15 protein-coding genes are annotated in these 13,069 nt (G+C 40.9%); 9 read left to right on the top strand and 6 right to left on the bottom strand.

Annotated features, from left to right (window positions below; genetic code table 11):
• Positions 1 to 87 precede the first annotated feature (87 nt).
• The gene (locus L3V25_RS06725) at positions 88 to 540 is read left to right on the top strand and encodes a DUF2061 domain-containing protein (RefSeq protein ID WP_237294669.1); all 453 of its coding nucleotides are present in this window, start codon (positions 88 to 90) and stop codon (positions 538 to 540) included.
• A 153-nt stretch (positions 541 to 693) separates the two neighbouring features.
• A complete protein-coding gene (locus L3V25_RS06720; protein ID WP_237294668.1) occupies positions 694 to 1,179 on the top strand; it encodes a GNAT family N-acetyltransferase in 486 nt (161 codons plus the stop codon).
• Positions 1,180 to 1,201: 22 nt separating this feature from the next.
• Here the strand turns inward: L3V25_RS06720 and L3V25_RS06715 are convergent, their stop codons facing one another.
• Complete coding sequence (locus tag L3V25_RS06715; protein ID WP_237294667.1) at positions 1,202 to 2,005, bottom strand: sugar-binding domain-containing protein; 804 nt, start codon at positions 2,003 to 2,005, stop codon at positions 1,202 to 1,204.
• 79 nt (positions 2,006 to 2,084) lie between these two features.
• The gene (rraB, locus tag L3V25_RS06710) at positions 2,085 to 2,519 is read right to left on the bottom strand and encodes a ribonuclease E inhibitor RraB (RefSeq protein WP_027697713.1); all 435 of its coding nucleotides are present in this window, start codon (positions 2,517 to 2,519) and stop codon (positions 2,085 to 2,087) included.
• A 277-nt stretch (positions 2,520 to 2,796) separates the two neighbouring features.
• On the opposite strand from rraB, the gene L3V25_RS06705 reads away from it, so the two are divergent.
• From L3V25_RS06705 to L3V25_RS06680, 6 genes are all read left to right on the top strand, one after another.
• Positions 2,797 to 3,801, top strand: a complete 1,005-nt coding sequence (locus L3V25_RS06705; RefSeq protein ID WP_237294666.1) for an ornithine carbamoyltransferase — start codon at positions 2,797 to 2,799, stop codon at positions 3,799 to 3,801.
• 255 nt (positions 3,802 to 4,056) lie between these two features.
• Positions 4,057 to 4,986: an aspartate carbamoyltransferase gene (gene pyrB / locus L3V25_RS06700; RefSeq protein WP_237294665.1), complete on the top strand. Its 930-nt coding sequence runs from the start codon at positions 4,057 to 4,059 to the stop codon at positions 4,984 to 4,986.
• Between the two features lie 15 nt (positions 4,987 to 5,001).
• Positions 5,002 to 5,463: an aspartate carbamoyltransferase regulatory subunit gene (gene pyrI, locus L3V25_RS06695; protein WP_237294664.1), complete on the top strand. Its 462-nt coding sequence runs from the start codon at positions 5,002 to 5,004 to the stop codon at positions 5,461 to 5,463.
• A 30-nt stretch (positions 5,464 to 5,493) separates the two neighbouring features.
• Complete coding sequence (locus L3V25_RS06690) at positions 5,494 to 5,883, top strand: Rid family detoxifying hydrolase (protein ID WP_237294663.1); 390 nt, start codon at positions 5,494 to 5,496, stop codon at positions 5,881 to 5,883.
• Between the two features lie 142 nt (positions 5,884 to 6,025).
• On the top strand, positions 6,026 to 6,508 hold the full coding sequence (locus L3V25_RS06685; protein WP_237294662.1) for a hypothetical protein: 483 nt from the start codon (positions 6,026 to 6,028) through the stop codon (positions 6,506 to 6,508).
• 26 nt (positions 6,509 to 6,534) lie between these two features.
• Positions 6,535 to 7,608, top strand: a complete 1,074-nt coding sequence (locus tag L3V25_RS06680; RefSeq protein WP_237294661.1) for a GGDEF domain-containing protein — start codon at positions 6,535 to 6,537, stop codon at positions 7,606 to 7,608.
• Positions 7,609 to 7,679: 71 nt separating this feature from the next.
• Here L3V25_RS06680 and L3V25_RS06675 read toward each other — a convergent pair whose 3' ends face one another.
• From L3V25_RS06675 to L3V25_RS06665, 3 genes are all read right to left on the bottom strand, one after another.
• Positions 7,680 to 9,215: a DHA2 family efflux MFS transporter permease subunit gene (locus L3V25_RS06675; RefSeq protein WP_237294660.1), complete on the bottom strand. Its 1,536-nt coding sequence runs from the start codon at positions 9,213 to 9,215 to the stop codon at positions 7,680 to 7,682.
• 8 nt (positions 9,216 to 9,223) lie between these two features.
• Positions 9,224 to 10,435, bottom strand: coding sequence for an efflux RND transporter periplasmic adaptor subunit (locus L3V25_RS06670; protein ID WP_237294659.1), 1,212 nt, complete (start codon positions 10,433 to 10,435; stop codon positions 9,224 to 9,226).
• Between the two features lie 81 nt (positions 10,436 to 10,516).
• A complete protein-coding gene (locus L3V25_RS06665; protein WP_237294658.1) occupies positions 10,517 to 10,951 on the bottom strand; it encodes a MarR family transcriptional regulator in 435 nt (144 codons plus the stop codon).
• A gap of 204 nt (positions 10,952 to 11,155) precedes the next feature.
• Between L3V25_RS06665 and corA the strand changes: the two genes are divergently transcribed.
• Positions 11,156 to 12,109: a magnesium/cobalt transporter CorA gene (gene corA / locus L3V25_RS06660; RefSeq protein ID WP_237294657.1), complete on the top strand. Its 954-nt coding sequence runs from the start codon at positions 11,156 to 11,158 to the stop codon at positions 12,107 to 12,109.
• Positions 12,110 to 12,234: 125 nt separating this feature from the next.
• Here corA and L3V25_RS06655 read toward each other — a convergent pair whose 3' ends face one another.
• Positions 12,235 to 12,960 carry a 1-acylglycerol-3-phosphate O-acyltransferase gene (locus L3V25_RS06655; RefSeq protein ID WP_237294656.1) on the bottom strand — a complete coding sequence of 242 codons (726 nt, stop codon included), beginning with the start codon at positions 12,958 to 12,960 and terminating at the stop codon, positions 12,235 to 12,237.
• Positions 12,961 to 13,069: the final 109 nt, after the last annotated feature.

Below are 13,069 nucleotides of genomic sequence, written 5' to 3'. Positions count from 1 at the left end.
AAACAAATAATCACAAACTTACTTTACGTAATGAGAATTATTCGCAATAATGTACTCAACAAAACAAAGACATTATTCGGAGTCATTATGAAAAAGACATTCACATTCGCTATCTTACATTTCAGTGTCGCTTTTACCGTTGCTTATGTATTAACTGGCGACATTATCTTAGGTAGCATGATCGCGATGATTGAACCTATGGTGAACACGGTTGCTTTCTACTTCCATGAAAAAGCATGGCAACAGCCAAAGTGGGCTCGTTTAGCAATGTTAAAACCGAGTCGTAAAACCGCTAGCTTCGCTGTTTTGCACTTTAGCGTAGCGTTCTTAGTGGTTTACTTATTAACAGGTGATGTGTTTGTCGGTGGTTTGATGGCGGCGTTAGAGCCAAGTATTAACACGGTTGTGTTCTACTTCCATGAGCGAGTATGGCAACGTAATGAAAAAGCGAAAATCAGCTTACATTGCCACCACCATGAATTACAGCAGCATAGTATTGAAGTATCAGAAGTGAAAGACGACCAAGTCAGAGCCTATTAATCCTACATCAACACGTTAAACAACAAACGCCCACGTCCCACTACTCCGAATAAGATAGTGGGCGTTTTTGTTTTTCATTTTTATTTTTATAGCCGAGAAATATTGGAGTACACTGTCTGCTATTACTCATATCCTTAAGAATCAAGCCGTACTATGACTTACACCATTCGCCCTATTCAGCCGCAAGATAACCCTCAAATTGCTCAAGTTATTCGTGATGTTTCCGCAGAGTTTGGCTTAACTGCAGATAAAGGCTATAGCGTGGCCGATCCAACTTTAGATAGTTTATTTGAAGTCTACCAAGCGACGCTTTCTCACTATTGGGTAATGGTTGATAAAGATGGTCTGGTTGTGGGTGGTGCGGGAATTGCCCCACTCGCCGGTAAGCCCGAAGTGTGTGAGTTACAGAAGATGTATATTTTAAATCGCGCTCGTGGCCAAGGTTTCGCTAAGAAGTTAATCGATGTTTGTTTTGAGCAAGCGAGAGAAATCGGCTTTGAGCAGTGTTATTTAGAATCCACTGCTGAACTGAAAGCGGCGCTTACTTTATATCAAAAGCTTGGCTTTCAGCATTTAGACGGGCCGTGGGGAAATACCGGTCACAGTGATTGTGAAGTAGTAATGGCTAAAGCGCTGTAATCACAATGAATAAAAGCCAAGATTATAGAGGATAATGGCTAACACTTTGCGTTTCTGATAGCGCCACATTAAACCTAAAGTGATAACCATCTAAGTGAACATAGAGCTCGGTATTGCCAGATAAAGCTTGATTGGTTTCTTGCTCAATCACCGCTTGTTTAGGAGCATCGACCTGAAAAATAGCCGTCACGTGGTCGCTTCTCACATCCAAAGGTATGGTGTACATCATCCCTTCATATTTTATTTGAGTTGAAACTAATCCCGGCTTTAATGTCGAATAATACACATCCACTTTTAACTCACAGCCACCACCGTGATGCCAAATTTGCTCAGTCACCACATGTTGCAGTCGAACATTACGCACTAAACGCAAAAAAGGTGTGCGCTTAATTCCACTAACAATTGGAGCATCGCTAACTGGTTCGCCTAAGTGACAAACCGATGCTTCTTCTTCAATCAAGAAATCATCATCAGGCTCTAAAAACAGAATCTCAATCCGATTTTTACCAAGGTTAAGATAAGGCTGAATATCTTTTTGATAACGATATTGGCTACCATCACAGTCAAATACCGCTACACCACCTACTCGCACCTCGGCATAACGATCAATACCATCGATCACAAGATCTACCCCTGCAAGATCTAACATTGACTGATCGACCTCGATATCATGCATTAAATGCCATTCTTGTTGATCAATCTCTTGCTCAGTTAAATGACTAGGTAATACCGAACTCAATTTGGCAGGAAAAGCGATATCCGCTTGAGGTATAGATAAATCAGTAAGCGGGGATATTTGCCAAAGGCCATCAAGTAAAAAATGCATAATCGTCCGTGAATCTGTTGGGGGTAGATATAAAAATACCAGCCTATTCAGCTGGTATTTATTAACGAAAAGGAAAGCGTTACTCGCTATCGTAGTCGTCATTCTCTTCATCATAAATCGCATCTTCACCTTCATAGAAAGTGCCCCAGCCATCATAGATGATGTCAAACTTTTCAGCCAAATGAACAAGCTTCTCAACTTGCTCATCAATAAGATTAGCATCTAAAGCCGATTGCATGATCGCATCACAGCACAATACTTTGCTGCCATCTTCGTCTTCAGTTTCTTCGGCTTCTAAAACTTCAAAGCCCATTTGGAATGCTTCCATCACCGCTTTTTCTAATGTTGCGAAATCTTCAGCGAATAAATGGTGCTCAATATCGTAAAGCGCATCTGGATCACTGCCATCTTCAATCAATGCTGCGATAATTTCACGTGTTTCTTCTTTTTGAAATTCAATCAGTTCTTCTACCGACATGTAATCGTCTTGCATCGATTGATCATTATTAGACATAGCTTAAGCTCCAGTGTGGGCGAATTTTCAATGTAGATTAATACGGTGTATTTTGCCATGAAAGCTCATACTAAGTAAGCGTTAATATGAAGGATGTTGACGATAAAATACCAAGTATATAACTTAAAACTCAGTAAATGAGACTAAGGCTAATCACTAAAATTTATTAATGCGATTCACATTCAGATTAACCTTGCATTGAAATTAAATAAAAATTCACTTTATTGGCATTTTTATGTATAAATAACTTTTACCACCGACTCACAAGGACGTAGTTATGGCTTTCAACTTACGCAACCGTAATTTCTTAAAACTGTTGGATTTCACGCCAAAAGAAATCGATTTTTTACTCAGCTTATCTCGCGATCTTAAACGCGCTAAATACGCAGGCTGTGAGAAGAAATCATTGGTAGGTAAAAATATCGCGCTTATCTTTGAAAAATCCTCCACTCGTACTCGTTGTGCCTTTGAAGTTGCCGCGTTTGATCAAGGTGCGCAAGTCTCCTATCTTGGCCCTTCTGGTTCGCAAATTGGCCATAAAGAATCAATGAAAGATACCGCGCGCGTTTTAGGTCGTATGTATGATGGCATCGAGTATCGCGGGTTTGGACAAGCGATTGTTGAAGAACTCGGAGAGCATGCCGGCGTACCAGTTTGGAATGGCTTAACCGATGAATTTCACCCAACGCAAATTTTAGCTGACTTCCTGACTATGCAAGAGTACAGCCAAGACAAGCCATTAAATGAAGTGAGTTTCGCTTACTTAGGCGATGCTCGAAACAACATGGGTAATTCATTAATGGTTGGCGCGGCGAAAATGGGAATGGATATTCGCCTAGTTGCACCGAAAGCATTTTGGCCAGAAGAAAGCCTAGTGGAAACTTGCCAAACTATCGCCCAAAGCACTGGCGCTAAAATCACACTCACCGAAGATGTTGCCGAAGGTGTTCAAGGTTGTGATTTCTTATATACCGATGTGTGGGTTTCGATGGGTGAAGCGGCAGATGCTTGGGATGAACGTGTTGCCTTGATGACGCCTTATCAAATCAATATGGATATGATTAATGCGACCAACAATCCGAATGTGAAGTTTATGCACTGCTTACCTGCTTTTCATAATGATGAAACTACCGTCGGTAAAGAAGTGGCTGAAAAATACGGCATGAAAGGCTTAGAAGTAACAGAGGAAGTGTTTGAGTCTGACTACTCTATTGTTTTCGACCAAGCTGAAAACCGCATGCATACGATTAAAGCCGTTATGGTGGCGACTCTAGGTGACTAGCATCATTCGATAAACAGAAATCAAAACATGCAATAATTAGCTTTAGCAAACGCTTGCGCTTACTTTTATTGGGAGTATAATTTCCGCCAATTATCAAAGGAGTGAGCAATGCGACTGTTAAGCCTAAATATCAAATTTTGCTTCAAGCAAATGGGCTTATTTAATTCTGTTATTGCTTTTATTCTTTCATGATCAAGCCTCCTTATTTGGGAGGCTTTTTTGTATCTGTTTCTAGCGTGAATCTAAGGACAAATCATGGCGAACTCGCTCTATCAAAAGCACATTATTTCCATCCCAGAACTGTCTCGTCAGGAGCTTGAATTAATCATTCAGACTGCCGCACAAATTAAAGAGAATCCTCAGCCAGAGTTAATCAAAGGCAAAGTGGTAGCAAGTTGCTTCTTTGAGCCTTCCACTCGTACTCGATTGTCTTTTGAAACCGCCATTCAGCGTATTGGTGGTAGTGTGATTGGCTTTGATAATGCAGGTAATACTTCTCATGCCAATAAAGGAGAAACGCTTGCCGATTCAATCCGCATCATTTCTTCTTATGTCGATGCGTTTGTAATGCGCCACCCACAAGAAGGTGCGGCGCGCTTAGCATCTGAGTTCTCCAACGATACGCCTATCATCAATGCTGGCGACGGTTCAAACCAACACCCAACTCAAACCTTGCTTGATCTGTACAGCATTTATGAAACTCAAGGCACTTTAGATAATATTAATATCGCGTTTGTCGGAGATTTAAAATACGGCCGCACCGTGCACTCGTTAACTCAAGCGCTCGCTAAGTTCAGCAACGTACGTTTCTATTTTGTCGCTCCGGAAGCGCTGGCGATGCCTGATTATATTTGTGAAGAACTGGATGATGCTGGCATTGAATACAGCTTGCATACCGATATGGATGAAGTGATTCCAAAGCTAGATATTTTATACATGACGCGCGTACAAAAAGAGCGTTTTGATGAGTCAGAATATGCTCATATTAAATCCGCTTTTGTATTAACTGCGGCTGCATTGAAATCCGCTAAAGATAATTTGAAAGTGCTTCATCCGCTGCCTCGTGTAGATGAAATCACGGTTGATGTTGATAAAACGCCATACGCTTATTATTTCGAACAAGCAGAGAATGGCGTTTACGCTCGTACCGCCCTGCTCGCGCTTGTTCTAAACCAAACTTTATAATCACGGAGGCCTTCCATGTCTAAGCAATACCAATTACAAGTTGAAGCCATTAAAAACGGCACCGTGATCGACCACATTCCTGCGCATATTGGCATCAAAGTACTGAAGCTATTTGAAATGGATAACTCAAATGAAAGAGTGACCGTCGGCTTAAATTTGCCATCTTCGGCGCTTGGCGCTAAAGATTTACTCAAAATCGAAAATACTTTCATCACTGAAGAGCAAGCACAGAAACTCGCTTTGTATGCGCCCCATGCCACAGTGAATCAAATTGAAGATTATCAAGTCGTCAAGAAACTCGCCCTAACCTTACCGAAAGTGGTGACTGACGTATTCAACTGCGCCAATAGCAATTGCATTACTCACAATGAACCTGTTTCGAGTAGTTTTTCTGTGATTGAAAAAAATGATGATATTCGCTTAAAGTGTAAGTATTGTGAGAAAAGTTTTTCTCGCGAAATCATGACTGAGAAATAATTATTACCACGGAATAACAAGGAAAAGATAATGACTAAAGTACTGCATACTGAATCAGCACCCGCAGCGATTGGCCCATACGTTCAAGGTGTCGATCTTGGCAGCATGGTAATGACTTCTGGCCAAATTCCAGTGAACCCAACAACGGGTGAAGTACCTGCAGAAATCACGGCTCAAGCTCGTCAGTCTTTAGATAACGTTAAAGCAGTTGTCGAGTCTTCAGGCTTAACGGTGGGTGATATTGTTAAAATGACCGTATTTGTAAAAGACTTAAATGACTTTGTTGCAGTAAATGAAGTGTACGGCGCATTCTTTGATGAGCATAACGTTGCCAACTACCCTGCTCGTTCTTGTGTAGAAGTCGCGCGTTTACCAAAAGATGTTGGTATTGAAATTGAAGCGATTGCGGTACGTAAGTAATCGATACAAGAATAATCAATAATACTAAGTGGGAGGCCTATGCCTCTCATTTTTTTGTTTAAAAATCCCCCAACAAAATAGCACTAATTGTCATGGTAATGTTAGAATGCGATGGAATATATGCGCAGAGTGAATATTACTAATGAAATCGATAACCTCATCCTCTTTCCAACTAACATTAGCTTTGATATTGATGGTGGTTTCAACTCTCGCCCACTCATCGCATATGTTGAACTTAGAGTCGCCAACAGGGCAACAAATTAACCTAAGCCGCGAGGAACTTGAAACCCTACCTCAGACGACCTTCACCACTTCAACGCCTTGGACTAAAGGGGTTCATACCTACCAAGGACCGAAGTTAAGCTTAATTACTGACAAATTTTCGTCTTCCATCAATGGCATTCGAATCTATGCTTTAAATGGCTATTCTTATGACATCAATACTCACGATTTACAAAGATATCCATTTATATTGGCCCTTCGACAAGACGAGAAAGTGCTATCACTACGTAATAAAGGACCTTTTTGGTTATTGGTACCCTTTGACCAGAATCCCAAATTACTTTCTCACGATAAACTACAAAATCAATTGGTTTGGCAGATAGAAAAAATTAAGGCTTTTTAATGCGCCTACATCTCTCGCGACACATAATGATCAATATTTCGTTTATCTTGCTGCTATCAATATTTACCAGCGGCTTTTTGTGGAGCTTCTACTTACAAAAAGAAAATAACCACAATATCGATCGCTTCTATCGCTCGACCAATTGGTACGCCAATCGAATACTCTACCAATCGGAAAAGTTTTTATACAAAGCCGAATTATACCAATTAGATGCGATTCCCTTATCAGACCTAACCCAAAGTTACGATCTCGTTTGGAACCGGCTACAACTCTTTTTAGAAGCGAGTACTACAGAGCTTTTACGCACTCGTCACCCACAGGTAACTAAAGACGTAGAAACACTTTTTAATAGTATCAAAGCGCTAGATAATGACTTTAATGAGCCAAGCAAACTTCACTCAAAGGCATTCACCGACAAAGTTGCTAAAGTGAAGGATGACCTACTGAACCTAAATTATTCATTGAGCCGAGTACTCACAAGTAGTATCAGCGAAGGTACACGTAGCAATAACGATCTCATTCAGTTTTGGCAGTTGTCTGTTTTTATTATTACGGTATTACTTTCGACTGCTTTACTTCGAATGAGTCGACGCTCAGCAGAACTTGCACAACTCGACCCACTAACTCAATTAGGCAATAGACGCGCCTTGTCAGACTACCTAAAGAAACAATTAAAACGCTCCTCAACCGTCAGTTTGTACGCAATTGACCTAAAACGTTTTAAACAAATCAATGATCAAATTGGTTATCAAGTCGGTGATCTAGTTTTAGTGGAATTTGCTCAAAGACTTGCTGCAATAAAGCAATGCAAAGCTTTTAGACTTGGTGGTGATGAATTTGTACTTATTTGTACTAAATCAGATACACCAAGCAACTTAGTTGATCGAGTTAAAGAATTACAACAACAACTCGAGTTTGATTACCAGTCCGAAGATCATCAAATTCCGGTTCGTGTTCGCCTTGGTATTACCTACTCAAATAAAAAGAGTAAACCTAAGGCAGAGCAATTACTCGACCAAGCGATCTTAGCGCTAGATGAAACTAAACAAGCAACCAATAAAGATTATGCTTTTTATCATATGCCGGCTTCATCAACTTAAACGCCCCCTAAAAAAGCAAAAGGAGCGATATCATTCGCTCCTTTATTATTACGACTCAGTTAACAAACTCGTTAATGCGCAGCTGCCGCCGCTGATGAATTTGAACTTGATTTAATAAATGGCCCTTTCGCAAACCAAATAATCACAACTAACGCGAAGAACAACCAACCTAGCATATAGAAGTAATCAATCGTTGAGTTCATAAAAGCTTGAGTGGTGATGATGTGATCCACAGCCGCTAAATTAGCTTGTGTCTCTCCACCCATCTTATGTAAGTACTCTACCGCTGCAGGCTCATAATTACTCACATGTTCCGTCATTGTCGCATGATGGAAATCAGCTCGACGAGTCCATAACCATGTAGTCAATGACGATGCAAAACTACCGCCTAATACACGCAAGAAAGTGGTTAAGCCAGAAGCATCGGCAATTTGTTGACCGTTCAAGTTCGATAAAAATATGGTGGTTAGTGGCATAAACATAAAGGCGATACCAATTCCCATAAATAACTGCACTTGAGCAATCGAGTTAAAATCAACAAACGTATTGAAGTGAGAGCGTAAGAAACATGACAAGCCAATTACCACAAAGGAAATCGTCGCCAATACTCGCATGTCCGCTTTATGCGCATATTTACCCACTAACGGCGTTAGCAGAAATGGCAATATTCCCATTGGCGCAGAAGCTAAGCCTGCCCAAATAGAAGTGTATCCCATGTAAATCTGTAACCACTGCGGCAAAATAATATTAATGGCAAAGAAAGCCGAATAACTTAATACCAGTGCCAACGTGCCTACCGTGTAGTTACGATCTTTGAATAGGTATAAATTTACGATTGGGTGCTCATCGGTTAGCTCCCAAATCACAAATGAAATCAGAGCCACAGCTGCAATACACGTCATTACCACAATGTGAGTTGAAGCAAACCAGTCGGCATCATTACCTAAATCAAGCACAACTTGCAGTAAACCTACCCCAAGTACTAACAAAGCGATACCAATAAAATCAATCGGCATTTTGGCTGTCACATCAACGCGATCTTTCAATTGCTGCCAAACCACTAGGCAACAAAAAATACCAATCGGCAAGTTGATGAAAAAGATCCACGGCCAAGAGTAGTTATCGGTTATCCAGCCACCGGTAATCGGCCCGACAATCGGTGCAACTACCGTCACCATCGAAATCAGCGCTAACGCGGCTCCCCGTTTAACCGATGGGAAAATCGCCAACAATAACGTCTGACACATCGGAAACATAGGGCCAGCAAAAAAGCCCTGTAGAGCACGAAATACGATAAGCTCAGGCATACTAGTCGCAATTCCACAAAGGAATGACGAAAAGGTAAATAATGCCACCGATATAATGAACAACCGAAGTTGGCCTATGCGGCGAGAAAACCACCCAGTCAACGGCAGTGCAATCGCATTACACACCGCAAACGAAGTAATAACCCAAGTACTTTGCTCTGAACTTACCCCTAAGTTACCTGCGATCGTCGGCAATGCTACGTTGGCAATCGTACTATCTAGCACCTGCATAAACGTTGCTAATGCGAGGGCGATAACTGCCAGTGGCAAACTAGGTGGCGTATAGGTTTGATCGTTCATAAACGCCTCTATTGCGCGGTCGCTGTTGTGCCAACACTGGTTGCTTCAACATTAGAAACGCCAACATTTTCATGCAAGATTTTAGCGACAAGCTTATCCACTTCTTCCAAAGAGTTATGGTAAACATCAGTGTCATAGCGTGCTTGCTTCTTCACTTCTTTAGCCAATAATTTACCATCAGTATCTTTAATATCGACTTTAGCCACCATAGATAAACCAATACGTAATGGGTACTTATCTTGGTTTTGCTTATCTAAATGAATTTTTACAGGCAAACGCTGAACAATCTTGATCCAGTTACCGCTAGCGTTTTGCGCTGGGAGTAGAGAAAACGCACTACCCGTACCAATACCTAAGCTTTCAATCTCACCTGTGTATTGCACTTCTTCACCATAAAGATCAGAAGTTAAAGTAACTGGCTGGCCAATACGCATATCTTTCATTTGGCTTTCTTTGAAGTTGGCATCAACCCATACTTGATGTAATGGAACGATTGCCATTAACTGACTACCCGGTTGTACTTGACTACCTAATTGCACTGCACGTTTAGCTACATAACCACTAACAGGGACAACAATTTCAGTACGCATATTATCTAAGTAGCTTTTACGTAATGCTGAAACCGCTGATTTCACACCTGGGTGCGTTTCTAATACCGTGTTATCAACTAAGGCTACCGTCATTTGTAATGATTGCTCAGCCGCTTCTAACTGGCTTTTCGCAGCTTCTAGAGTGTCTTGATAGTGAATCAAGTCTTCTTTCGAAATCGCGCCTTTCGATACTAAATTTTTACGACGGTTGTAGTCATTTAAGGCTTGGCGATATTCCACTTTGCTGGTTTCAACTTTCGCTTTAAAGTTATCCGCCGCGGCATACATACTACGAACTTCGCGAACTTTGCTGGCTAATTTAGCTTCAGCATTTTGCAGTGCGATTTGGGTATCGTTAGAATCCAATGTCACTAACACTTGCCCTTTTTCCACATAATCACCAGCATCAGGAATGACTTTAGTCACTGTGCCCGCAATTTGTGGTGAAACCGTCACAAGGTTGCCATTCACATAAGCATCATCCGTTTCTTCTACGAATTTTGCATACATTTGATAATAAGCAAACCAACCACCACCAATCACCAACAACGCAACTAACAGGATCAGAAAAGAGGCTTTGCGTTTACTTTTTGGTTTTACAGCAGCTTCAATATTTTGTTTGTTTTCCATGATTCAACCATTTGATCATTAATATAATTATGTATTCTTGCCCATATCAACGCTAAAGCAGCATTATGTAAGCAAAATTTTTTAAGGGAGTAATCGCTCTAATAAACCGCTCAACTGTTTCACTTCATCTGCAGATAAATCACCGACCAATAAAGGACTCACTTGAGTTTCTATCACCTCAATACACTCAGTTAATAGTGATTGACCAGAAGGCGTTAAAATCAAGATAACGCCTCTTTTATCTTCTGGATTAGGCAGTTTTTCTACCAACGACTTTTTAAGCAAACGCTCAACCATACGAGTCATAGAGCCACAATCGATAGCCAGTAATTTGCTAATTTCAGCCGGTGAGTTTTTTTTCTCAAACTCAATGGCAGCAAGCACTTTAAACTGAGCAGGTGTGACATCAAGTGGCATAAAGAATTGCGAAAGTAACCGCTCTTTATGATGGTTAACCAAACCAATTAGCTTCCCTAAAGGAATACTCGATGCATGAATATAAGGAGGAGTCGTCATAAATAACCTTTCAACTATTTGCCTAGGCAAGTACTTTGGTGGATTTTACTTGCCTAGGCAACAAAGTGTCAATAAATATTTCAAAATGTAACTTAAAATGTAACATTGATATTTAATAACAAGCTTACGCTGAAGTTCGCATCTTGAGGTGGGTTAGGTATAAGATAGAGATATTCGTCCATCATCAAAAAGGACTTTCTAACGATGCGATTTTTCAAAATCAATAACGGCTTTATTCAAGAAATAAGCTATGACAAACAACAAGATCTACAGCCTCTTATCGAACAAGCTGACTGGATAGATGCCCACGATCCTAGCGATGAAGATCGTCAGTTTTTATCACAACAACTTGGCATTCAAATTCCCGGCACGAATGATGTAGAAGAAATCGAAGCGTCTTCTCGTTACTTTGTCGATCATGAAGGATTGCACGTCCACTCACTGTTTCTCTCTCCGAGCGAAGGTCGTCACACTACTGTCAACATTGCATCTATTCTGCAAAAAGACCGATTAATCACCATTCGTGAAGGCAGCATTGCGGATTTTCGTTTACTGCGTTTACGGGCTCGTAAAGGTCAGGTTCAGTCTGATGATGTTCAATCATTGTTTATCACCATCTTGGAGCAAAAAGTTGAGAACCATGCCGATACCATTGAGGATATTCACCATCAATTAGAAAAGATCAGCTATACCGTACTGGAAGAGGAGGAAGCAGATTGGGAAGAATGCATTAGCCGCCTCGCACGACTCGAAGACAGTAATGGTAAGATTCGTTTATGTTTGATGGATACTCAGCGCGTCATTTCATTTTTACTGCGTCACTTAAAATCGACACCAGAGCAGCTGGAAACATTGCGTGAGATTGTGCGTGATATTGAAACCTTGATGTCTCACACCACCTTCTTATTTGAGAAAATCAACTTCTTAATGGACTCTGCGCAAGGCTTCATCAACATCGAGCAAAACCAGATCATCAAAACCTTCTCAATTGCCGCGGTAGTGTTTTTACCACCAACATTAATTGCCAGTATTTATGGAATGAACTTCCATGTTATGCCTGAGCTAGATTGGACCTTTGGTTACCCAGCCGCCTTAGTGTTAATGGTGGCTTCAGGCTTTGCCCCTTACTTTTACTTTAAACGTAAAGGTTGGTTGTAATACCTATTCACTAATAGCCAATAGCCGAATGGCAAAAAAGCCAATGAACAAAATTATTCATTGGCTTTTCTACTAAGCTGAATTCTAGTTATACGCAGCTAAGTTTAATTTTAATAAAAAAAAGCTTACTTAGCGTTACGCTCTAGTACTTCGGCATCAAGTTCTTCTAACTTAGCTTTCATTTGATTGCGGCATAGTTTGAGTATCTCTCGAACATTTTCTTTATTGTAACCTTCAACACTGATCGGTGGCAGCATCTCAACAATCACATGGCCGTTATTCCAGCGGTTCAACTTAAGATTATCGGTTGAGCTACATACGATTGGCACAATTGGCACCTGCGCAGCAATCGCCGCATGGAAAGCACCGGTTTTAAACGGCAGTAAACCACGACCACGAGAACGTGTCCCTTCGGGGAACATCCACACCGAGACTTTGCTCTTCTTAATTTGATCGGCAACTTGGCTAATAGTATCCATCGCTTTGCTACGATTAGCGCGGTCAATCAAGATGTTGCCCGTCAGCCAATAAAGCTGACCAAATAAAGGTAGCCAAACTAAGCTTTTCTTACCGACCGTAACTACATTTGGCGTCACCGCAGCTGAAATGGTAAATAAATCCCAGTTATTTTGATGGTTGCCTAAATAGATATGTTGGCCACGATCATAAGCATTGTCTGGAATTCTCAGCTCAAGCTTGATGCCGAACACTTTCGCCATACGGGCAAACATACGGCCAAAAGTAAACACATGGCGAGGATTACGTGGGCTGAATAAACAGTAACCACAACCAAAAATAAACATGAAGACAGCAAATATCGCGACAGCAATAATGCGTAGTAAAGCAATCATTCAGTTTCTCCAATCACGTAATGTACCTAATACACTACACAATAAAAAAGCCGAAATCGCTAGGACTTCAGCTTCCATTGCCAAAAAAGTAAGCGGGTTAAACGCTCAC

Source organism: Vibrio sp. CK2-1, from assembly GCF_021726515.1.
Classification (GTDB): Bacteria; Pseudomonadota; Gammaproteobacteria; order Enterobacterales; family Vibrionaceae; genus Vibrio.
The sequence above is the reverse complement of the archived record's forward strand: the minus strand, read 5'-3'. Positions and strand labels throughout refer to the sequence as shown.